The organism is Arthrobacter sp. 01T419, assembly GCF_056398865.1.
On record NZ_JBFTQF010000003.1, the window covers coordinates 225,481 to 245,330 of the forward strand.

22 protein-coding genes and 3 pseudogenes are annotated in these 19,850 nt (G+C 64.8%); 18 read left to right on the forward strand and 7 right to left on the reverse strand.

Going from position 1 to position 19,850, the window contains the following annotated elements; translation table 11 throughout:
- Positions 1–109 precede the first annotated feature (109 nt).
- The 11 genes from AC1DLO_RS07060 to AC1DLO_RS07110 all read left to right on the forward strand — a co-directional run bounded on the left by AC1DLO_RS07060 (position 110) and on the right by AC1DLO_RS07110 (position 10,732).
- Positions 110–1,033, forward strand: a complete 924-nt coding sequence (locus AC1DLO_RS07060) for a shikimate dehydrogenase (RefSeq protein WP_476888948.1) — start codon at positions 110–112, stop codon at positions 1,031–1,033.
- Entirely contained in the window at positions 1,033–2,946 is a 1,914-nt protein-coding gene (locus AC1DLO_RS07065; RefSeq protein ID WP_476888949.1) for a bifunctional sugar phosphate isomerase/epimerase/4-hydroxyphenylpyruvate dioxygenase family protein, read from the forward strand. The genes AC1DLO_RS07060 and AC1DLO_RS07065 overlap by 1 nt, the downstream gene beginning before the upstream one ends.
- 54 nt (positions 2,947–3,000) lie before the next feature.
- Positions 3,001–3,873, forward strand: a complete 873-nt coding sequence (gene pcaH, locus AC1DLO_RS07070; RefSeq protein WP_476889079.1) for a protocatechuate 3,4-dioxygenase subunit beta — start codon at positions 3,001–3,003, stop codon at positions 3,871–3,873.
- A 3-nt stretch (positions 3,874–3,876) separates the two neighbouring features.
- Complete coding sequence (pcaG, locus tag AC1DLO_RS07075) at positions 3,877–4,452, forward strand: protocatechuate 3,4-dioxygenase subunit alpha (RefSeq protein ID WP_476888950.1); 576 nt, start codon at positions 3,877–3,879, stop codon at positions 4,450–4,452.
- Positions 4,449–5,891: a lyase family protein gene (locus AC1DLO_RS07080; RefSeq protein ID WP_476888951.1), complete on the forward strand. Its 1,443-nt coding sequence runs from the start codon at positions 4,449–4,451 to the stop codon at positions 5,889–5,891. The genes pcaG and AC1DLO_RS07080 overlap by 4 nt, the downstream gene beginning before the upstream one ends.
- Complete coding sequence (locus tag AC1DLO_RS07085) at positions 5,884–6,687, forward strand: alpha/beta fold hydrolase (RefSeq protein WP_476888952.1); 804 nt, start codon at positions 5,884–5,886, stop codon at positions 6,685–6,687. Before AC1DLO_RS07080 ends, AC1DLO_RS07085 begins: the two co-directional genes overlap by 8 nt.
- Positions 6,684–7,145 (forward strand): 4-carboxymuconolactone decarboxylase, encoded by a 462-nt coding sequence (gene pcaC, locus AC1DLO_RS07090; RefSeq protein WP_476888953.1) that lies wholly within the window; start codon positions 6,684–6,686, stop codon positions 7,143–7,145. Before AC1DLO_RS07085 ends, pcaC begins: the two co-directional genes overlap by 4 nt.
- A gap of 82 nt (positions 7,146–7,227) precedes the next feature.
- Positions 7,228–8,457, forward strand: a complete 1,230-nt coding sequence (locus AC1DLO_RS07095; RefSeq protein ID WP_476888954.1) for a thiolase family protein — start codon at positions 7,228–7,230, stop codon at positions 8,455–8,457.
- A gap of 6 nt (positions 8,458–8,463) precedes the next feature.
- Positions 8,464–9,123 carry a 3-oxoacid CoA-transferase subunit A gene (locus tag AC1DLO_RS07100; RefSeq protein WP_476888955.1) on the forward strand — a complete coding sequence of 220 codons (660 nt, stop codon included), beginning with the start codon at positions 8,464–8,466 and terminating at the stop codon, positions 9,121–9,123.
- Position 9,124: 1 nt separating this feature from the next.
- Positions 9,125–9,811, forward strand: coding sequence for a 3-oxoacid CoA-transferase subunit B (locus tag AC1DLO_RS07105; RefSeq protein WP_476888956.1), 687 nt, complete (start codon positions 9,125–9,127; stop codon positions 9,809–9,811).
- A gap of 96 nt (positions 9,812–9,907) precedes the next feature.
- Positions 9,908–10,732: an IclR family transcriptional regulator domain-containing protein gene (locus AC1DLO_RS07110; protein ID WP_476888957.1), complete on the forward strand. Its 825-nt coding sequence runs from the start codon at positions 9,908–9,910 to the stop codon at positions 10,730–10,732.
- Between the two features lie 16 nt (positions 10,733–10,748).
- Here the strand turns inward: AC1DLO_RS07110 and AC1DLO_RS07115 are convergent, their stop codons facing one another.
- The 3 genes from AC1DLO_RS07115 to AC1DLO_RS07125 all read right to left on the reverse strand — a co-directional run bounded on the left by AC1DLO_RS07115 (position 10,749) and on the right by AC1DLO_RS07125 (position 12,514).
- Positions 10,749–11,360 (reverse strand): NADPH-dependent FMN reductase, encoded by a 612-nt coding sequence (locus AC1DLO_RS07115; RefSeq protein WP_476888958.1) that lies wholly within the window; start codon positions 11,358–11,360, stop codon positions 10,749–10,751.
- Between the two features lie 156 nt (positions 11,361–11,516).
- Positions 11,517–11,789 (reverse strand): DNA gyrase subunit A, encoded by a 273-nt coding sequence (locus AC1DLO_RS07120; RefSeq protein WP_476888959.1) that lies wholly within the window; start codon positions 11,787–11,789, stop codon positions 11,517–11,519.
- Between the two features lie 419 nt (positions 11,790–12,208).
- Entirely contained in the window at positions 12,209–12,514 is a 306-nt protein-coding gene (locus tag AC1DLO_RS07125) for a hypothetical protein (RefSeq protein ID WP_476888960.1), read from the reverse strand.
- Positions 12,515–12,592: 78 nt separating this feature from the next.
- On the opposite strand from AC1DLO_RS07125, the gene AC1DLO_RS07130 reads away from it, so the two are divergent.
- Positions 12,593–13,117 carry an AAA family ATPase gene (locus AC1DLO_RS07130; RefSeq protein ID WP_476888961.1) on the forward strand — a complete coding sequence of 175 codons (525 nt, stop codon included), beginning with the start codon at positions 12,593–12,595 and terminating at the stop codon, positions 13,115–13,117.
- Between the two features lie 91 nt (positions 13,118–13,208).
- On the opposite strand, the pseudogene AC1DLO_RS07135 reads toward AC1DLO_RS07130, so the two are convergent.
- Positions 13,209–13,481, reverse strand: a pseudogene (locus tag AC1DLO_RS07135) (RidA family protein); the annotation flags it as partial.
- Between the two features lie 1,084 nt (positions 13,482–14,565).
- Between AC1DLO_RS07135 and AC1DLO_RS07140 the strand changes: the two are divergent.
- Genes AC1DLO_RS07140 through AC1DLO_RS07150 form a run of 3 tightly spaced genes read left to right on the forward strand, consistent with a single transcriptional unit; the run spans position 14,566 to position 17,470 of the window.
- The gene (locus tag AC1DLO_RS07140) at positions 14,566–15,774 is read left to right on the forward strand and encodes a Re/Si-specific NAD(P)(+) transhydrogenase subunit alpha (RefSeq protein ID WP_476914438.1); all 1,209 of its coding nucleotides are present in this window, start codon (positions 14,566–14,568) and stop codon (positions 15,772–15,774) included.
- Positions 15,774–16,100 (forward strand): NAD(P) transhydrogenase subunit alpha part 2, encoded by a 327-nt coding sequence (locus AC1DLO_RS07145; protein WP_184740045.1) that lies wholly within the window; start codon positions 15,774–15,776, stop codon positions 16,098–16,100. The genes AC1DLO_RS07140 and AC1DLO_RS07145 overlap by 1 nt, the downstream gene beginning before the upstream one ends.
- Entirely contained in the window at positions 16,097–17,470 is a 1,374-nt protein-coding gene (locus AC1DLO_RS07150) for an NAD(P)(+) transhydrogenase (Re/Si-specific) subunit beta (RefSeq protein WP_476888963.1), read from the forward strand. The genes AC1DLO_RS07145 and AC1DLO_RS07150 overlap by 4 nt, the downstream gene beginning before the upstream one ends.
- On the opposite strand, the gene AC1DLO_RS07155 is transcribed toward AC1DLO_RS07150, so the two are convergent.
- Complete coding sequence (locus tag AC1DLO_RS07155) at positions 17,457–18,038, reverse strand: PucR family transcriptional regulator (RefSeq protein WP_476889080.1); 582 nt, start codon at positions 18,036–18,038, stop codon at positions 17,457–17,459. The two genes, AC1DLO_RS07150 and AC1DLO_RS07155, sit on opposite strands and share 14 nt — an antisense overlap.
- Positions 18,039–18,053: 15 nt before the next feature.
- Here AC1DLO_RS07155 and AC1DLO_RS07160 point away from each other — a divergent pair.
- The 3 genes and pseudogenes from AC1DLO_RS07160 to AC1DLO_RS07170 form a co-directional block, all read left to right on the forward strand.
- Positions 18,054–18,176: pseudogene (locus AC1DLO_RS07160) on the forward strand (ectoine/hydroxyectoine ABC transporter ATP-binding protein EhuA); the annotation flags it as partial.
- A 54-nt stretch (positions 18,177–18,230) separates the two neighbouring features.
- Positions 18,231–18,350: pseudogene (locus AC1DLO_RS07165) on the forward strand (Rid family hydrolase); the annotation flags it as partial.
- A gap of 67 nt (positions 18,351–18,417) precedes the next feature.
- Entirely contained in the window at positions 18,418–18,612 is a 195-nt protein-coding gene (locus tag AC1DLO_RS07170) for a RidA family protein (protein ID WP_476888964.1), read from the forward strand.
- Positions 18,613–18,706: 94 nt separating this feature from the next.
- Here the strand turns inward: AC1DLO_RS07170 and AC1DLO_RS07175 are convergent, their stop codons facing one another.
- Together AC1DLO_RS07175 and AC1DLO_RS07180 are read right to left on the reverse strand one after the other, a co-directional pair.
- Complete coding sequence (locus tag AC1DLO_RS07175) at positions 18,707–19,141, reverse strand: SRPBCC family protein (protein WP_476888965.1); 435 nt, start codon at positions 19,139–19,141, stop codon at positions 18,707–18,709.
- 53 nt (positions 19,142–19,194) lie between these two features.
- Positions 19,195–19,848, reverse strand: a complete 654-nt coding sequence (locus tag AC1DLO_RS07180; RefSeq protein ID WP_476888966.1) for a hypothetical protein — start codon at positions 19,846–19,848, stop codon at positions 19,195–19,197.
- Positions 19,849–19,850: the final 2 nt, after the last annotated feature.

Consider the following 19,850-nt stretch of genomic DNA (forward strand, 5'->3'; position numbering starts at 1 on the left):
ATTTTGTGTAGTCTGATTCATACCGCCCGGCGGAGCAGCAAGCTCAGGATGTCCTCAGGGAGTCCAGGGGAGCCAATCCTCGGGTGTAGTTGTCAAAGGAGCAATGAGCATGAGCAACCGAGCCGAATCCTTCCTGGTGGGCCTTATAGGTGAAGGCGTATCGCCTTCGCTGACGCCGCCCATGCATGAGAGGGAGGCTGACGTCCAGGGGCTGCGCTACCTGTACCGGCCCATCGACCTCCTGGAGCTCTCCCTGCCCGGCTCTGCCGTCGGCGATCTCCTGACTGCCGCCTCACGGCTTGGTTACAACGGCCTCAACATCACGCATCCGTGCAAGCAACTGGTGCTGCCGTTCCTGGACGAGGTTTCCGAGGACGCCCGGCGGCTCGGCGCTGTCAACACCGTCCTGATCCAGGACGGCCGCTTCATCGGCCACAACACAGACTTCTCCGGTTTCGGCTCCGCTTTGGCCAGCGGGCTTCCCGATGCCGGCCTGGACCGCGTCGTCCAGTTGGGCGCTGGGGGTGCCGGCTCCGCCGTCGCCTACGCCCTTCTTTCCGCCGGGGTCAAGACCCTGGACCTTGTGGATGTGGACCCCGCGCGCTGTGCCGAACGGGCGGCGGAACTCGCCGCCCTTTTCCCGGGCAGCACCGTCACGGCGCGGACGACGGCGGAGCTGCCGCAGCTCATGCCGCTGGCTGACGGTCTGGTGCACTGCACTCCGGTGGGCATGGCCGCGCATCCAGGCCTCCCACTGGACATGTCCCTCGTGGAACCCCGGCACTGGGTGGCCGATATCGTCTATCGGCCGATTGAAACCCAGCTGGTTCTCGAGGCCCGGGCCAAGGGGTGCCGTGTGCTCGACGGCGGCCGCATGGCCGTGGGCCAAGCCGCCGACGCTTTCCGCATCTTCACCGGCCGCTACGCCGATCCGGAGCGGATGCGGTCACACTTCCTCGAGCTGGTGAACGCCGAGGATGCAAAGGCTGAAGCGTCGAAGGCTGATAAGGCCCTCGCCGGGGCGGGGCACTGATGCGCACCGGAATCGCTACCGTCTGCCTCTCCGGCACCCTCAAGGAAAAGATGCAGGCCTGCGCCATCGCGGGCTTCGACGGCATCGAGATCTTCGAACAAGACCTCGTCACGTCGCCGCTTAGCCCCGAGGACGTGCGGAAGATGGCTGCCGACCTTGGACTCGGCCTGGATCTCTACCAACCGTTCCGCGACTTCGACAGCGTCACCGAGGACATTCTGCAGGAAAACCTGCGCCGGGCGGATGCCAAGTTCAAGCTCATGTCCCGACTCGGCATGGACACCATCCTGGTGTGCACCAACGTGGGAACTGCGACGATCGACGACGACGACCTTCGGGCCGAGCAGCTCAGCCGTCTGGCGGAATTGGCCGGGAACCACGGCGTCAAAGTGGCGTATGAGGCCCTGGCTTGGGGCAAATACGTGAGCGACTACGAGCACGCGCACCGCCTCGTGGACACCGTGGACCACCCCAACCTCGGCACGTGCCTGGACTCTTTCCACATCCTTTCCCGCGACTGGGACACCGCGCCCATCGAGGCCATCAAGCCCGAAAAGATCTTTTTCGTTCAGGTGGCCGACGCCCCCAAGCTCTCCATGGACGTGCTGTCCTGGAGCCGCCACTACCGCGTGTTCCCGGGCGAAGGACAATTCGAGTTGGCCAAGTTCATGGGCCACGTTGCCCGCGCAGGCTATTCGGGTCCCGTCTCGCTGGAGGTCTTCAACGACGTCTTCCGCCAATCGGACGTGGAGCGGACCGCGGTCGACGCGATGCGCTCGCTGATCTGGCTTGAGGAACAGAGCGCCAAATGGCTTGACGCGAACGCGTCGTCCTTTACGGCGGGAGGAGCGCCTGGAAGCGCCAATGGTGACTCACTCGCCAACGCCGCCGGCCGCCGTCGTTATCCCATGGAACTGGCCACGCTGCCCAAGGTGGCGGAACCGGCCGGGTTTAACTTCGCAGAGGTCAAAACGGACGAGCCCGCTCAGCTTGAGACGCTCCTGGGCCAGCTCGGCTTCGAATTCGATGGCCGGCACCGGACCAAGGACGTGCAGTTGTGGTCGATGGGCCAGGCACGCGTCATCATCAACGAACAGGCTCCGTCGCATAGTGAACCCGCCATCGCGGCGTTGGGGTTCGACGTCGACTCTCCAGTGATTGCCTCGGCTCGCGCCCAGCAACTCAGGGCTCCCGTGGTGCCGCGCAAGGTCCAGGCGGACGAGGAAGTCTTCCAAGGCATCGCCGCCCCGGACTCCACCGAGATCTTCCTGTGCCAAGGCAGCCCGGATGGCACCGCGGCCTGGACGCATGAATTCGGCGAAGGGCTGGAGCACCCGGCCGCGGCCGGCTCCGCGGTGATCGACCACGTGAACCTGGCGCAGCCCTGGCAGCACTTCGACGAAGCCGTCCTTTTCTACACGAGTGCCTTGGCCCTGGAACCGCAGCCGTTCGCCGAGGTGCCGAGCCCCAGCGGCCTGGTGCGCTCCCAGGTCATGCAGACGTCGGACCGTGCGGTGCGCCTGGTCCTGAACCTCGCGCCGCTGCTTCAGCAGGGCGGGCGCAAGAGCTACCAGGAACACATCGCGTTCGCGGTGGACGACCTCGTGGCCACGGCGCGGGCGGCCCAGGCACGTGGACTCGACTTCCTGCAGATCCCGGCCAACTACTACGAGGACCTGGATGCGCGCTTCGCCTTGGAGCCTGCTTTCCTTGCAACCCTCAAGGAACTGAACCTTCTCTACGACAGGGATGCCAACGGTGAATTCCTCCATTTCTACACCGCCACGGTGGGCAGCGTGTTCTTCGAAATGGTGGAGCGCCGCGGCAACTACGACGGCTACGGCGCCCCGAACGCCCCCGTGCGGCACGCCGTTCAATACGACTCGCTTCACGCCCACCACGTGCACCGCTAAGCAGAAACGCAAGCAGAAACCAGAAAAGCAACCACCCGAAAGGAGCCGGCCGTGCTGCTAGACGCAAATGCCGGGCACTACCAAGACGACGAGCTCGTACCGGCGGCCGAACCGCATGCCGCCCACGCGCCGTTGGACGCCGCAGCCGAAACCCAAGCGGATCTCAGCGCCGAGATCAAGGCCATCGGCGACGCGTACGCCCGGGCGCTCAAGGACGGTGCAGCGCCGGAGACCCAGCCCCGCCTGGACTTCGCGCCCTACCGCAGCAGCATCCTGCGCCATCCCACCAAGAGCCTGCACCATGCGGACCCCGAGACCATCGAGCTGTACTCGCCTGCGTTCGGGCACCAAGATGTGCACGCCCTGGAATCGGACCTCACCATCCAGCACAACGGCGAACCCCAGGGCGAGCGGATCATCGTGCAGGGCAAAGTGCTCGACGGCGACGGCCGCCCGGTTGCCGGCCAGCTCGTGGAGATCTGGCAGGCCAATGCTGCCGGCCGCTACATTCACAAGCGAGACCAGCACCCTGCCCCGCTCGACCCGAACTTCACCGGCGTCGGACGCTGCATCACCGGGCCGGACGGCTCTTACCACTTCACCACCATCAAGCCCGGCGCCTACCCGTGGAAGAACCACCTCAACGCCTGGCGGCCGGCCCACATCCACTTCTCCCTGTTTGGCACGGACTTCACGCAGCGCATCGTCACCCAGATGTACTTCCCGGGCGACCAGTTGTTCCCGCTGGACCCCATCTATCAATCGATCGTGGACCAGGACGCCCGCGACCGGCTCGTGGCCACGTACGACCACGAGCTGACGAGCCCAGAATGGGCCCTCGGCTACAACTGGGACATCGTCCTGAGCGGATCGAAGCGCACCTGGACCGAAAACGAAGCCTTTGGCGACGCCGGGGATGAGGAGTAAATCATGAGCAAGTTGACCCCGACACCCGGCCAGACGGTTGGCCCCTTCTACGGCTATGCCCTTCCCTTTAATAAGGACAACGAGCTCCTCGCCCCGGGCAGCGCCGGAAGCATCCGCCTGCAAGGCACCGTGTACGACGGCGCAGGCGAGGCCATCCCGGACGCCATCTTGGAGATCTGGCAGCCCGATTCCGAAGGCAACGTGGTTCAGCGCACCGGTTCCCTGGTCCGCGACGGCTACACCTTCACCGGTTGGGGCCGCGCAGCCGTGGGCAACTCCGGTGTCTTCACGTTCACCACGGTCAATCCCGGTCCCACTGAAGCGGGAGCGGCTCCGTTCATTTCCGTCGCCGTTTTTGCCCGTGGCCTTATGAACCGCCTGTTCACCCGGATCTACTTGCCGGAAAACGAGGAAGCGCTCGCCGCCGATCCGCTGCTCAGCTCCTTGGACCCCGAGCGCCGCAGCACCCTGATCGCACGCCGCGACGCGGATGGCGGCCTCACCTGGGATCTGCGCCTGCAAGGCGAGAACGAGACTGTTTTCCTCGACTTCGAGCGCTTCGAAGGCGCCACCCAGTGAGTGGCAACGGCGATTTCGGGCTGCTCAGCCCGGTTTCGGCGTCGCCCGCGGTGGCGGCGCTGACGGGTGACGGTGCGGTCATTGCCGCCATCCTCGACGTCGAGGCTGCTTGGGCATCCGTGCTCGAAGAGGCGGGCCTCGCTCCCGCCGGTTCCGCCGCTGTCGTCACCGAGGCCGCGGAATCCTGGGCCTACGACGCCGCTTCCATCGCCGAACGCGCACAAGGCGGCGCCAACCCGGTCATTCCGCTGCTGGCCGATCTACGGGCCCGGGTCAGGCAGCTCGACGCCGGCGCGCTTGCTGCCGTACACACCTCCCTGACGAGCCAAGACGTCCTGGATTCGGCCCTCATGCTGCTCGCGCACCGCGTGGTTTCCGCGCTACTTGCCGAAGTGAAAGGTACGACGACGGCGCTCGCAGCCCTTGCGGAGCAGCATGCGGACATGCTGTGCGTCGGCAGGAGCCTGACCCAGCATGCGCTGCCGTTCACCTTCGGGCTCAAGGCGGCGCAATGGTTCCACGGAGTGGCCGCCGCGGCCCGTCGCCTTGAATCCCTGAAGTTGCCCGTGCAGTTCGGCGGCGCCGGTGGCACCCTTGCTGCCGGTACCGTGCTCACGGAAGGCTCGCCGCTCACGGAAGGCTCGTCGTCGAGCCCCTTTGACTTGGCCGATGCCCTGGCCGGGAAACTGGGCCTCGCGCCCGTTCCCGCGCCGTGGCACACGAACCGCCTTGCCGTCACTGGACTCGGCGACGCCCTCACGGCACTGACGGACTCCTTCGGCAAGATCGCCTCTGACCTGCTGTTCCTCAGCCGGCCCGAGGTTGCCGAACTGGGTGAGCCGCTTGCCGCAGGGCGAGGCGTTTCTTCGGCCATGCCGCAAAAGCAGAATCCGGTGTTGTCGGTGCTGATCCGTAGCGCGGCACTCCAAGCTCCCGGATTGGCTGCGCAGCTGCACCTGGCGGCAGCCAACTTCAACGACGAACGCCCGGACGGCGCCTGGCACAGCGAATGGCAGGCATTGCGGGGCTTGCTTCGGCTCGCACTCGGTGCCGCGACCCAGCTCCGCGAGCTCGCCGAAGGACTCCGGGTCTTTCCGGAGGCGATGCGCCGCAACCTGGAAATCTCCGTGCCATTGTTGCTCAGTGAAGCCGTGGCATCCTCCGTTGCTCCGCTCCTTGGCGCGGACAGGAGCGACGCGAAGGCCCGGCTGCAAGCCGTCGTCGACGAGACCCTCCAGGCGCCTGCTGTGGAGCAGGCCCGGATCTACACGAAGCTCCTCCGCGAAGCCGTCCCGACCAGCAAACTGTCCGACGAGGAACTGCAGGCCCTTCTCGACCCGGCCAACTATGTAGGCGAGGCCGCCGAAATCAGCCGCCGCATTCTGACGGAGTACCCGGAATTCGCACACACCAATCCGAAGGGAGCCGATCGTGGCTAAGCCCAACGTCAAAGCGGTGTTGCTGTCCCCGCAGCGCACCCTCGGGGAGAAGCCGCTCCTGGTGGTGGGACCGTCGCTCGGAACGTCAACGGTGCTTTGGACCGAGACGGCAGCCCTGCTCGGAATCGACTTCGACGTCATCGGCTGGGACCTGCCCGGCCACGGCGTCTCGCCCGTGGCCTCAGAAACGTTCAGCGTCGCCGAACTGGCCGATGCGGTGGTGGACCTGGTGGACTCGATCGCGCCCGGCGTCGTGTTCCACTACGCCGGGGACTCCCTGGGCGGTGCTACCGGCCTCCAACTGGGCATCAAGCACGGAGAACGGCTCAAGAGCCTGTCCGTGCAGTGCACCGGGGCGAAGATCGGCACGCCGGAAGGGTGGCTGGAACGCGCCGAAACCGTCCGCGCGCAAGGCACCGCAGTGATGATCCAGGGGTCCGCGCAGCGCTGGTTCGCCCCGGGTTTCATGGATCGCCAGCCCGTGGTTAGCAGCCGCCTCCTGCACGCCTTGCGGGACGCCGACCGCTTCAGCTACGCGTTCTGTTGCGAGGCCCTCGCCGAATTCGACGTCCGCTCCGAACTCGGCAGCATCACCGTCCCCACGCAGGCGCTGGCCGGCGTCGAGGACACTGTTGCACCGCCGTCGTTCGCTGAAGAGATTGCGGCGGGCATCAACGCCGGCGGCGGCGGCGCCGTTTCCGTAGCGCTCGACGGCGTCGGGCACCTTGCGCCCGCGGAGGCGCCCGCCGTCGTCGCGGACCTCATGCGGACGTTCATGACGGAGGCCGGAAAATGAGCACTGATTCTTCGCAGGGTGCCGTTCGGCGCGATGCCACCTCGCAGGAAATCTACGACGCCGGCATGGTGGTCCGCCGCGAAGTGCTCGGCGACACGCACGTGGACCGCGCCAACGCGAACAAGGATTCCTTCACTGACGACTTCCAGGACATGATCACCCGGATCGCCTGGGGAGGCATCTGGACCCGTCCGGGCCTGACGCGGCAGATGCGCTCGGCTGTGACCATCACGGCCATGGTGGCGCACGGGCACTGGGAAGAACTGGCCATGCACATCCGCGCCGCCATCACCAACGGGCTGAGCAGGGACGAGATCAAGGAAATCCTGCTGCAGACCGCCATCTACTGCGGAGTCCCCTCCGCCAACACCGCGTTCAAGACCGCACAGGGCGTTTTCGCGGAACTCGACGAGACCCCCGAATCCACCGAACCCGCGAGCCCCACCCCACCCAACTGACTCGCATTAGATGTCGTTTTGAGCCCTCATAACGACATTAACTGCGAGCTAGTTGGGGCTACAGACACTTAGAGGAGACCCCATGAATCAGGCATATCTGTACGACGCCGTGCGCACACCTTTTGGAAAATTCGGCTCGGGCCTTGCCGGGGTCCGGCCGGATGACCTCGCAGCCCACGTAGTGCGCGAAGCCGTGAAGCGTGCGCCTGTTTTGGACGTCGAGCGGATTGACGAAGTGGTGTTCGGCAACGCCAACGGCGCCGGCGAGGAGAACCGCAACATCGCCCGCATGGCTACTCTGTTGGCGGGGCTCCCGACGTCGATCCCGGGGACCACGGTCAACCGCCTGTGCGGCTCCTCCCTGGATGCCGCCATCATCGCTTCGCGCCAGATCAACGCCGGCGACGCCGAGTTGGTGCTGGTGGGTGGTGCCGAGTCCATGTCCCGCGCCCCGTGGGTACTGCCCAAGACCTCCAAGCCGTACCCGGCAGGGGACATGACCCTCGCCTCTACCACCCTGGGTTGGCGCCTGGTGAACCCGGCCATGCCCAAGGACTGGACCATTTCCCTCGGCGAGGCCACGGAACGGCTCCGTGAGAAATACGGGATCACCCGCGAACGCCAGGACGAGTTCGCCGCAGCATCGCACAACCTCGCCGCTGCCGCCTGGGACGAAGGCTTTTACGACCAGTTGGTGACTCCGGTTCCAGGCACCGAGTTGGTCCGCGATGAAGGCATCCGGGCAGGCTCGACGGCGGAGAAGCTCGGTGGGCTCAAGACGGTGTTCCGTCCTGAGTCCAGCGACGCTGCCGCAGGTAAGACAACAGGTGGAACGGTCACGGCAGGCAACGCCTCGCCGCTGTCCGACGGCGCGTCGGCGGCTTGGATTGGCAGCGAAAGTGCCGCCGGGCTGCTGGGTCTGGAGCCGCTTGCTCGTATCGCTGGCCGCGGCGCCCATGGAAACGACCCCCAGTTCTTCGGCTACGCCCCGGTGGAAGCGGCTAACAAGGCGCTCGCGAAGGCGGGCATCGGCTGGGACCAGGTGGGCGCCGTCGAACTTAACGAGGCGTTTGCCGCGCAGTCCCTAGCCTGTATTGATGCATGGGGGATCGACCCGTCCATCGTGAACCGGCACGGCGGCGCGCTCGCGATGGGGCACCCGCTGGGTGCGTCGGGCACGCGCATCCTTGGCACCCTGGCCCGCAGCCTGCAGGCCTCTGGACAGCGTTGGGGTGTCGCGGCGATCTGCATCGGCGTCGGGCAAGGCCTGGCCGTGGTGCTCGAAAACGTCACTCCTGGGGTTAAGGGCTAACGGACCATGCTGAATTTCATTGACACAGTTGGCGAAGCAGTCGCCGGCATCCAGGACGGCTCTACCGTCATGATCGGCGGTTTCGGGAACGCAGGCCAGCCGTTCGAACTCATCGACGCGCTGCTCGATTCCGGCGCCACAGACCTCACCGTGGTGAACAACAACGCGGGCCAGGGGGACCAGGGCCTTGCGCTGCTCATCAAGGAAGGACGGGTCCGCAAGATGATCTGCTCCTTCCCCCGGCAGTCCGATTCCTGGCACTTCGACGCCAAGTACAAGGCTGGGGACATCGAGCTGGAGCTCGTGCCGCAAGGTAACCTGGCCGAGCGCATCCGCGCTGCCGGGGCCGGAATCGGCGGGTTTTTCACCCCCACCGGCTACGGCACCATGCTGGCGGAGGGGAAGGAAACCCGGCTGCTGGACGGCAAGTGGCAGGTCTTCGAGACGCCCATCCACGCCGACGTCGCGCTCATCAAGGCGCTCAAGGCCGACGGCAAGGGCAACCTCGTGTACCGGAAGACGGCCCGGAACTTCGGTCCCATCATGGCCGCCGCCGCCAAGCACACCATCGTCCAGGTGTCGGAGATCGTTCCAACGGGCGCCCTCGACCCGGAGAACGTGGTGACCCCCGGAATCTACGTCAACAGCATCGTGAAGGTGGCCTGACATGAGCATCCAAACCTCAACAACACCCTTGGGTCGCGACGACCTCGCGCGGCTCGTGGCGCGCGACATCGTTCCCGGCTCGTTCGTGAACCTCGGCATCGGTCAGCCGACGCTCGTCTCCAACTACCTCACCGAAGAGCAGAACATCACGCTCCACACGGAGAACGGGATGCTCGGCATGGGCCCGGAGGCCAAGGACGAGGAGATCGACGGCGACCTCATCAACGCCGGCAAGATCCCCGTCACCGAGCTCCCCGGCGCTTCGTATTTCCACCACGCCGATTCCTTCGCGATCATGCGCGGCGGCCATTTGGATATCTGCGTGCTCGGCGCTTTCCAGGTGTCGGCCACGGGCGACCTCGCCAATTGGCACACCGGGGCTCCGGACGCGATTCCGGCTGTTGGTGGCGCGATGGACTTGGCCACCGGTGCCAAGGACGTGTTCGTCATGATGACGCTCCTGACCCGCGACGGTGTGTCCAAGCTCGTGGAGCACTGCAGCTATCCGCTGACCGGCGTGGGCTGCGTGACCCGCGTGTACACGGACAAAGCCGTCTTCCTGATAGGGTCCGACGGCGTGACCGTGCGTGAGACCTTCGGCTGCACCTTCGAAGAGCTCCAAGCGCTGGTGCCGCTCCCGCTGGTGCCGTTCAAGGAAAAGGCGGCTGGCGCCGCCGTCGGGGTCTAGGTCGTCTCAACCCCAAGCGCGAACTGGCACCAGATGCCCTCTGGAAGCACTTTAAGAGGCATTGGCTGCCAGTTCGCGCCAATAAGATTGGTAACCATGACCGACGCAGCAGTAGCCGGAGCGCCGCGGGCAGGCGCTCCCCAGGCGAGTGACCAGTACGTGCAATCACTCGCACGTGGCTTGTCCGTGATCCGCGCTTTCGACGCGGCCAACCCCGTCATGACGCTCAGCGAAGTGGCGGCACGCACCGACCTGACGCGTGCCACGGCCCGGCGCTTCCTGCACACACTCGTGGAGCTGGGCTATGTCCGCACCGACGGCAAGACCTTCGCCCTCACAGCGATGGTGCTGCAGCTCGGCTATTCCTACCTGTCGGCGTTGTCCTTGCCACAGCTCGCGCAGCCGCACCTTGAGGAGCTGTCGCTGAAGCTGGGGGAGTCGACGTCGGCCGCCGTGCTGGATGGGGCGGACATCTTCTACGTGGCCCGCGTGACCACGCGCCGCATCATGACCGTTGGCATCTCGGTGGGCACCCGCTTCCCCGCCTACGCCACGTCCATGGGACGCGTGCTTTTGGCGGGTCTTTCGCAGCAGAAGCTGGACGAGTACCTGTCTTCGGTGGAGTTCAAAGCCCTGACGCCACGGACCCTCACGTCCCGCGGGGAACTTCTGGCCGAGCTGGACCGCGTCCGCAAGCAAGGGTGGTGCCTGCTGGACCAGGAGCTGGAACTCGGACTCATGTCCATCGCCGCGCCGGTCTGGAACCACAATGCGGGCCATGTGGCTGCCGCGGTCAACGTCTCGCTCCAAGCCCAAAACGTCGCTGCCCAGCCTGACCCCGCTGCATACCTTGAATCGGTCCGGGAGCAGATCGTGGAGACGGCGCGGGCGATATCGCAGGACGTCTCGGCGAAGCACTAGCTGCGCCGCCGACTCGCTACCGCGTCAGCTTGGCACCGTCCGGGTGCTCGTCGCCGATGTGCCCGGGTGCGTTGGCGGCCAGGACGCGCTGGACGAACGCGCTGTATTCCTCCATGTAGTGGCGGAGGAGGGACGCGGTGCCTTCGTCCCGGACGGATCCGTCCTCGTTGTAGGACGCCGGATCGAATTTGACGTAGGCCTCCGGGGCGTTGAGTTGCGGCGCGTCGAGGAAGCTCAGGACGCTGCGCATGGAGGACTGCATCACGGCCGTACCGATGCTGCCGGGAGATGTGCCGATGATGCCCGTGGGCTTGCGGGCGAAGGAGTTGGTCCCCCAGGGCCGGGATCCCCAGTCGATGGCATTCTTCAAGGCACCGGGGATGGAGCGGTTGTACTCGGGGGAGATGAACAGGATGCCGTCCGACGCCGCGATCGCATCCTTCAACGCCCGGCCTGCGGGCGGGAAATCGGCGTCGTAGTCTGAGCTGTAGAGGGGCAGGTCCTTGATGGGAATCTCGGTGAATTCGAGTTCTTCAGGCGCTACGCTGATGAGCGCCTTGGACAGGACCCGGTTGATGGAGTGGCTTGAAAGGCTGCCGACGAAGTATCCGATTTTGTACGTGGCCATAGCTGTGTTCCTTCCCGACGGCGCGGCGGGAACCGGCTCATCGACGGTGCATTAACTGGAGGCTCCCAGCCCACAGCGAGCTTAGTTGAGCCGTCCGAAGATGGGAATGGCCGGCCACCGGGACGATCAACCGTAAGCGGATCGTACGCGACCAGTTCAGCGCCCATCGGGCAACCTTGATCTAAGTTCTTCCGCATAAGAAGCGAAGGCCTGACGCTGGTCTCGGGTGAATCTTCTGGCCTGCAGGTCGAGGACGGCCCGGCTGCCCAGCTCTCCAACGCCCAACAGTTGGCCCACGCGACGGATTGCTTCGTCCACGTCCTCTGAATCCTCAATCACCTGGAAGACCTCGTCCCGCCGATCCATCGCCTGCATCAAAGCCTCGTGGACCATCAATTGTTCCCTCGTCTGCCGCTCAACCTCATCCATGCCGCGATTCTTGCACGACCGGCAGTCTTGGAGCATTTCCGTCCAGTTTGGGGATCTCTCAACGGACACAAGCCTGCCGATTGTTCCGCGCTCGACATTCAAGATTGCGTTTCCGCAGGTCAACGCGATTTCCACCGTGGGTTCCCCCCTTGATCCTCAGATGAGGCTAGCGGACCCCGCGGCACAAAGGTGATTTATCCAACAGTTTCGTGGCAAGTGGTCTCGGATCGGCGCACCGGGTGTCCCTTAGCGGATCCACAACCGGCGCATGCCCCACTTACCGTTGCGATCCACCGCTCCTAGGCTTCCGGGGGCCTGTCAGTGGATGCGCCCTGCCGGACCGCCGCACCGCGAGACGCTCGGTCAAGTGTCGGTGGGGCGTGGACGGGTCGTCAACGGCGACCAGGCCGACGCCTTCCTCAGGTCGACCGCTCGAGACCCTTCATCCAGTGGCGGGACACCCTCGGGGGCTCAAGGATCAGATAGGCGCCGTCCTCATGGGTAGCCAGAACAAGGCGGGCGATGAGAGAGACCGTGGACATCCCCAGTGCCGCGGACACCTGGTCGCCCATCCGCTCGGTGGCCGTGATCGCCTGCCTGACTTCGTCGTCGTCGAGCCGACGAGGACTGATCTGCAGCTCGGGGAAGCCGTGATCACGGGTCCATTCCCAGGCCGCGTCTTCGCGGCCGGCCCACCCGTACCCGCCGGAGTTCCGCAGCTTCATGATCGGCCAGCCGAGCCCGCTGAGGGATCGGCTATCGACGGGCCGTGAAGGACACTTTTTGGCGCTAGAGTTCGGTCCATGATTGTTTGGCTCAACGGCACCCATGGGGCGGGGAAGACGACGACGAGCGCGCTCGTACAGCAATTGCTGCCTGACTCGCACGTCCTCGACGCTGAGAAGGTCGGTGAGGTGCTCATGGACATCAAGCCGGGGCTTCCTGCAACGGACAACTTCCAGCATTGGGAGCCGTGGCGACCACTCGTTGTCGAAACCGCTCGGGGCGTGCTCGAGTACACCGGAGGCACACTCGTGATGCCGATGACTGTCCTGGTCGAGAGCTACTGGCGGGAGATCAGCAATGGTCTTACCGAACACGGCATACCGATCCAGCATTTCGTGCTCCACGCGGACCAGGCCACGCTCCGCGACCGCATACAGAACGACAAAGACCTCGGCCCCTCGACCTTCCGCTTCGCGTATCTGGAGCCATACGCCGAGGCAGCTCGTATCTGGCTGCATGATGAAGCCGAGGTCATCGACACCACACACATCACGGCGGACCAAGCCGCGCAGCAGATCGCGGATTCGGTGCTTGGTCGCTGAGAGCGCGGAACGTGCGGACTGCCTGTGTCCGTTGAGGGATCCTCCAGCGGTCGCGCAGATGTCAACCTGGCAGGGCACCACTTCTTACGCTTTAGTCGCGGACGGCCGCGATGGCCTCGACCTCCACAAGCTGGTTGTCATGCCCGAGAACCGTTACCCCCAACAGAGTGCTCGGTGGCACGTCGTCTGCTCCGAAGGCGTCGCGTACGACCTCCCATGCAGTCACTAGGTCCGTTTGCTTAGTGGACGCAACGAGCACACGCGTGCTTATCACATCGTCAATCGACGCGCCTGCCTCATGCAGGGCGATCCTCATGTTCTCAATGCACTTTGCAGCCTGCGCGGCGTAGATGTGGTGTCCCAAATGAAGGTGCCGCTGGCTGGCGTTGCCAGCGATGGTCTCGGACCGCAGCGACGGTTAGAGTTGGCCCAGGGGATTGGGGCAGATGGGTAAGTCAAAAGGCACAGTTCCGAGGTTCGCGTTTCTAGTCATTGAAGTGCTCACGGCGGTCGTGCTTGCCGGTTGTATCGGCACGGCTTCAGAAAATCGGACCGTGGCATCCTCTCCTCAGCCAGCCTCTGTCTCGCCCTCAGGGAGTACGACAGTCGGTTGTGACCTCGCGCGTCCGGTGGGAACGGACACTCCTCCACCAGGGCCAGAGGATCTGGTCATTGGCCCGTTGGTCTACCCAGGGCTGGGCAACGGATACAAGGTCGACGTCCCGCCGGATGCCGACGCGGATGGGGTCACTTATTTTAAGGTCGGAACCAGGCTACCTGCGGAATCGACGGTGACGGTTTCTATCGACGCGGCGGCTCGGTCTTTTGCCGGAATTTTGACAGAGCAGGGACCCTCAGTAGGGTATTCGAGCGTCACCTACGAGGGCTGTTCAGCCAATATCGACCCCGGGCGGGTGTTCTGGGTCGGCGGGTTCACGCTAGTGGGGCGGCAGTCGGCCTGCATACCACTTGCAGTCCAGGTCAAAGGGGAGCACTCCGCACGCCATGCCATGCTCTCCATCGGTGACGGCTCCTGCGGCAACTAACAAAAGGAATATCAGCGGCGAAGGCGCCCGTTAGCCGGTCCCTGACAGCACACTCCTTGTTTCCACAGGCTCCGGTCCGGCGCCGAAGAAGGCAATGTACGTAAGACCCGCACGGTGAAATGCACTGTGGGGGGCGGCGGAGGCCTCAGGCTATCTTTCCTCGGAAGGAAACGTCATTTCCACGTGGAACCGGCCCACGATAGCCAGTGGAATCGTCACCATCCTCTGCGTGATCACGGCGACGCTGATCTTGGTGGGTTCGATCCAAAACGTGGGTAATGGAGCGGTGCGGCCGGACAGTCCGCGAGATGACCTCGGCACCTACTCCCGCCCGGGCCTTCTGCGTCCTAGACTCAAGCCAACGACGGCTCGGGGCAATGAGGTTTCGGGAAGGGAATGCGGGTGAAACTTGGCATAGCGCGCGAACGCCTGGACGGTGAGCGGCGGGTTGCTGCGACGCCCGAGACCGTCACGCAGTTGGCAGGATTGGGGCTGGAGGTCTTCGTCGAAAGCGGAGCCGGAACGGCAGCAGGCCACAGCGATGACGACTATCGCCAGGCGGGCGCACTCATCGTTCCCGGCTTGGATCTCGCAGGACTGGACGTCTACGCGCACGTCCGCCCCCTAGGGCCCGCGACGGCGGCCGCGCTGCGCCGGGGTGCCGTCACCGTGGGCCTGGCGTCGCCGTCGTCGGAACTTCCCACCGTCCGCGCGCTTGCCGAAGCGGGCGTGACCTCCTTCGCGCTTGAGCTGGTGCCGCGCATCTCCCGCGCACAATCCATGGACGCCCTCACCTCGCAGGCCCTCGTGGCCGGGTATCGCTGCGTGCTCGAGGCCGCGATGCGCCTGCCGCGCTTCTTCCCGCTGTACATGACGGCCGCCGGAACCATCCCCCCAGCCCGCGTTCTGGTGCTCGGCGCCGGTGTGGCGGGTCTGCAAGCCATCGGTACTGCGAAGAGGCTGGGCGCACGCGTCTCCGCCAATGACATCCGGCCGGCGTCGGCGGACGAGGTGGCCTCGATGGGCGGCACGTTCATCAAGCTCGACGTCGAGACGGCTGAAGCGTCCGGCGGCTATGCCCGCGAGCTCAGCGCCGATCGTGGCGCCCTGCAGCGCCAACTGCTCGCACCGCATGTTGCCCAGTCCGACGTGCTCATTACGACGGCGGCTGTCCCCGGACGGCGGGCCCCGCTCCTGGTGAGTCGCGAGATGGTTCAGCACATGCGCCCGGGCTCGGTGGTCGTCGACCTCGCCGCCGAGTCAGGTGGCAATGTGGAGGGCTCGGTGCCTGGCTTGGACCTGGAGATTCCGACGGCGGACGGCCAGGGCACGGTCACCCTGGTGGGGATGAAGGACGTCGCCTCCGCGATGCCCGCGGACGCCTCGCGCCTCTACGCCAAGAACGTCGCCAACCTCCTTGCTCTGATGACCTGTGACGGCGCCGTTGTTCCGGACTTCGGCGATGAGGTGGTGGCGGGTGCGTGCCTGACGCACGACGGCGAGGTGCGGCACGCTCCCACGGCGGAGGCTCTCGAGGCACTGTCCGCCGAGACGGCAGAATCAGTGGGCTCCGCAGGTTCCATGGGCTCCGCGAGCGAGGGGGTTTCGTAATGGACGGCATCGCCCTTCTCACCGTTACCGTGTTGGCGGTCTTTGTGGGCTTCGAAGTGGTCTCCAAGGTCTCGAGCACGCTCCACACGCCCTTGATGTCCGGGGCCAACGCCATCCACGGAATCATCTTGGTGGGCGCGATCATCGTTGCCGGGCAGGCCTCGGACCCGTGGGTCCTCACGGTGGCTTTGCTCGCCGTCGTCCTCGCCACCGCCAATTTGGTGGGTGGCTTCGTGGTGACCGACCGCATGCTGGAGATGTTCCGCGGCCGCAAACGCGAAGTGACTGCGGCTAAGAAACCCGAGGCGAAGGAGGGTATGCGATGAGCCTCATCGATCCGGTGTGGACCTCGCTCCTCTACCTCGCGGCCGCCGTCTGTTTCATCCTCGCGCTCAAGGGATTGAATTCTCCGCGCACCGCCCGGCGCGGCAACTTGGTGGGCGCCTTCGGCGCGGCTCTCGCCGTCGCGACGGTCTTCTTCTCGGTCAAGATGGACAACGTTCCGTGGATCCTCGGGGCGATGGCGGTGGGTTCGGGGGTGGCCGCGCCGGTCGCGCGGCAGGTCAAGATGACCCAGATGCCGCAACTCGTGGCCCTGTTCAACGGAGTGGGCGGTGGTGCCGCGGCTCTCGTGGCACTCCTGGAACTCGAGCATACCGAGGACCCCTGGGTGCGCGTGGCCATTGTCTTCACGCTGCTGGTGGGGGCGGTGTCGTTCGCGGGTTCCGCCATCACCTTTTCCAAACTGCAGGAGCTCATGACCACCCGCCCGGTGGTGTTCGCCGGCCTGCCGACGCTCATGGGAGCGGTGCTGCTCGCGGCGGTGGGTGCCGCCGTCGCCGTCGTTTTCAGTGGTTCCCTCGCGCTTGCGCTGGTGCTGTTATTGCTGGGACTGGCCGCCGGCGTGCTGCTGGTGTTGCCGGTGGGCGGCGCCGACGTCCCGATTGTCATCTCGCTGCTGAACGCTTTCACGGGCCTGGCCGTGGCGGCCTCGGGCCTGGTGCTTGGCAACGTGCTGTTGGTGGTCGCGGGCACCCTGGTGGGCGCCTCGGGCACCATCCTCACCCGGGCTATGGCCGCGGCTATGGGGCGCAGTGTTGCGGGAATCCTCTTCGGCGCGTTCAAGGGAGGCTCGACGGCGGGATCGACGGCGGTGAGCGATCGGCCCGTCCGCTCATCCAGCGCGGAGGACGTGGCCGTGCTTCTTGGCTACGCGCAGCGGGTCATCATCGTTCCCGGCTATGGGCTCGCGGTGGCCCAAGGCCAGCACACGGCCGCCGAGCTGGCGCTTGCACTTGAGGCGCGGGGCATCGATGTGGATTTCGCGATCCACCCAGTGGCCGGACGCATGCCCGGGCACATGAACGTCCTGCTCGCCGAAGCAAATGTGCCCTATGAGTCCCTCAAGGAAATGGGCGAGATCAACTCGGAATTCCGGACGGCCGACGTCGCGTTGGTGGTCGGTGCGAACGACGTCGTCAATCCCGCAGCGAAGACCAGTGCGGGTTCGCCGATCTACGGCATGCCCATCCTCGAAGTGGCCGACGCGCGCCAAGTCGTCTTCCTGAAGCGGTCCATGCGGCCGGGATTCGCGGGCATTGAGAACGAACTCATGTACGAGCCGCAGACAACCCTGCTTTTTGGCGACGCCAAGGAGTCCCTCACTAAGGTGTTGAGCGCTGTCAAGGCTCTGTAGTTTCCGAGAGGTCCATCGTCGTGAGTCGCAACCACAGCCAGAGCCGCTTCTGGGGATCGTCCAGATCGAGGTCAAAGTCCTTGGCAAGGCGAGATATTCGGTAGCGGACGGTGTTGTTGTGCACATGGAGGCGGGCCGCCATTGCCGAGATGTTTCCGTTTGAGGCCATGTAGGCCCTCAAGGTGTCCAGGTAATCGGTCTGCTGTTCGAAATCGTAGGCCTGGATTTTTGAGATGTCATCGAGGTCGGCAAATCCGTTCTCGCTGATGAATGCCCCGATCTTCAGGAGATTCAGCGGGATCCTGTAGTCCTCGAACAGCCCGACGGCGGGACCCCCGGCTCCAGAGGCATCCGTCCTTGCTGACTGCTGATGCAGCAGGTACTGGAGTGTTTGCAGGGCTTCCGACCTGGATTTTGGCAGCTCCTCTACGCGGGCTGCGATGCCGCCGACGGCTGCGATGAGCGGATAGGAGCTGATCGTGTGGGAATAGGCGCCGATTTCCTGGACCACGCGCCGATGGATTGCCCTTGAGGCAGTCCCATCGGAGGGAAGAAGTGCGTAGACCACCGAGTCAATGAGGGCCAAGTCAGCGACCAGGTGGTCTTCATGGACCAGGGCGTGGTTGTCGAAAGCGGCAGGCCCGAGGACGTCCTGGGCAACCCGCAACACGAACGCACCCGGGCCTTCCTCTCCAAGGTCCTCTAAACATCAGCAACGCCGGCCGGCCTTTACGCCGGTCATCGCAAAGGAACCCATCCCATGCCCCGCAAACAGGTAACAACCGACCTCGCACCCAGCCCGGCGGGCCCCTATTCCCAAGCCGTCGTCGCCAACGGCTTTCTCTACACCGCTGGCCAGACCCCGCACCACCCCATGACTGGGGAGACTGTGGGAACCACCATCGCAGAGCAGACCCTCCAAGCCATGAACAACTTGGGGCGCGGTCTTGGAGGCGCATGGGCTGAACTTCTCCCACGTCGTCAAAGCAACTGTGCACCTGCACCATCCAGGCAGGGACTTCGCGGGGTTCAACGCCATCTACGAAAAGCTCGTCGAAATCCCTTACCCGGCCCGGACTACGGTGGGTTCGTTCCTCGGTGACTTCCTCGTCGAAATCGACGTTGTCGCCGTCGTGCCCTAGCTCCAAACGCTTAACGCGAGGGCGGCGGCCGGGAACCAGGTTCCCGGCCGCGTTTCCTGGTGAGCGTTTAGCCGTTCCCAGGGGGCCTCGTGGACTAGCGGGCTTCGAGGATCCGCTTGAGGTTCTCAAGGTCCTTGCGCATGGCCGCGCGCATCATTGGCGCCATGAAGATGCCTGCAAGTGCGGAGAACCCGGAGGGTTCGCCCGTGTTGCGAAGGGTCATGCGGGTCGCGCCATTCTCATCGGACCAGGTGTAGGTGGTCCGCATCGGGAAAGGGCCTTGGCTTGTGCGCATGGTGAGTGACTCGCCGGGGACAAGCTCGGTGAATTCGTAGACATAGTCGAGGTCGCGGCCTAAGAACCGCGCAGTGAAAGCGACCCGTGATCCAACAACCAAAGGCCGCGACGTCTGCCACCGCGCTGATCGGATGTTTGCGTACCAGACGGGCGCGTTGTCCGGATCAGAAGCAAAACTCGCCACGATCTCACGGGGCTGCTGGATGAGTATTTCAGTCTGGACGTTCACCATGGTTCCCAACTATCGCAGAACGCCTACCGGGCGGTAACCCGCAGTGAAGGAACTCACGGCAAACTGTCAGAAACTTGGGGACCATTGCCGGCCTCCCCGGGGTGGGTCTCAATCTCCACGTAATAGATCGCCCCCGCGCCGCGGGAACGGAAAGGGTGAGGTGCGTGTCGGGTCGGACGATAGCGGTGTCCGAAGGGGTCTCGCACAGATGCCGCTTCAAGATGATCATGCGCAGCGAGCAGGCCATCGACGTCCTTGAGTGTCGCCGGGTGCGTTTCCTCTCCCCCCATCTCCAACACCCATGATGAGCCTGCGGCTTGGATGGCGAGTTCAAGCGTCAAGGTTTCAAAAATTCCAGCCAGAAGGGCGTCCAAGGTTATGGGGTAGAAGCGGAGCAATCGATGCGCCTGCGGGTCCCGGCGACGGTCGTTCATCCATGCTTGGCGGAGCCAGGTAAATTCCACCCTGCCGAATGAGGAACCCAGCCTCAGCTTCCTGTTTCCCTCCAGCGTCAAGCGAAAATCGTTGCCCGCCCGGTCGAGAATGCTGGCTGCTTCGTCAACGTACTCCAAGTCTTCGAGCATGACTGCCTCGGACGGGTAATACGTGAAATCACCGAGGTCATCGACCACGACGTAGTCTTCAGGGTGCGTGCCCGACAACTCGGCGCCATGTTCCGTTCCCGTGTTGAGGTCAATTCGTTTCATGG

Excerpts from the sequence above, each read along its gene's own strand:
- AC1DLO_RS07060 (WP_476888948.1), top strand. The coding sequence starts at position 110 with ATGAGCAACCGAGCCGAATCCTTCCTGGTGGGCCTTATAGGTGAAGGC.
- AC1DLO_RS07065 (WP_476888949.1), top strand. The coding sequence starts at position 1,033 with ATGCGCACCGGAATCGCTACCGTCTGCCTCTCCGGCACCCTCAAGGAA.
- pcaG (WP_476888950.1), top strand. The coding sequence starts at position 3,877 with ATGAGCAAGTTGACCCCGACACCCGGCCAGACGGTTGGCCCCTTCTAC.
- pcaC (WP_476888953.1), top strand. The coding sequence starts at position 6,684 with ATGAGCACTGATTCTTCGCAGGGTGCCGTTCGGCGCGATGCCACCTCG.
- AC1DLO_RS07095 (WP_476888954.1), top strand. The coding sequence starts at position 7,228 with ATGAATCAGGCATATCTGTACGACGCCGTGCGCACACCTTTTGGAAAA.
- AC1DLO_RS07100 (WP_476888955.1), top strand. The coding sequence starts at position 8,464 with ATGCTGAATTTCATTGACACAGTTGGCGAAGCAGTCGCCGGCATCCAG.
- AC1DLO_RS07105 (WP_476888956.1), top strand. The coding sequence starts at position 9,125 with ATGAGCATCCAAACCTCAACAACACCCTTGGGTCGCGACGACCTCGCG.
- AC1DLO_RS07110 (WP_476888957.1), top strand. The coding sequence starts at position 9,908 with ATGACCGACGCAGCAGTAGCCGGAGCGCCGCGGGCAGGCGCTCCCCAG.
- AC1DLO_RS07115 (WP_476888958.1), bottom strand. The coding sequence starts at position 11,360 with ATGGCCACGTACAAAATCGGATACTTCGTCGGCAGCCTTTCAAGCCAC.
- AC1DLO_RS07120 (WP_476888959.1), bottom strand. The coding sequence starts at position 11,789 with ATGGATGAGGTTGAGCGGCAGACGAGGGAACAATTGATGGTCCACGAG.
- AC1DLO_RS07125 (WP_476888960.1), bottom strand. The coding sequence starts at position 12,514 with ATGAAGCTGCGGAACTCCGGCGGGTACGGGTGGGCCGGCCGCGAAGAC.
- AC1DLO_RS07130 (WP_476888961.1), top strand. The coding sequence starts at position 12,593 with ATGATTGTTTGGCTCAACGGCACCCATGGGGCGGGGAAGACGACGACG.
- AC1DLO_RS07145 (WP_184740045.1), top strand. The coding sequence starts at position 15,774 with ATGGACGGCATCGCCCTTCTCACCGTTACCGTGTTGGCGGTCTTTGTG.
- AC1DLO_RS07150 (WP_476888963.1), top strand. The coding sequence starts at position 16,097 with ATGAGCCTCATCGATCCGGTGTGGACCTCGCTCCTCTACCTCGCGGCC.
- AC1DLO_RS07175 (WP_476888965.1), bottom strand. The coding sequence starts at position 19,141 with ATGGTGAACGTCCAGACTGAAATACTCATCCAGCAGCCCCGTGAGATC.
- AC1DLO_RS07180 (WP_476888966.1), bottom strand. The coding sequence starts at position 19,848 with ATGAAACGAATTGACCTCAACACGGGAACGGAACATGGCGCCGAGTTG.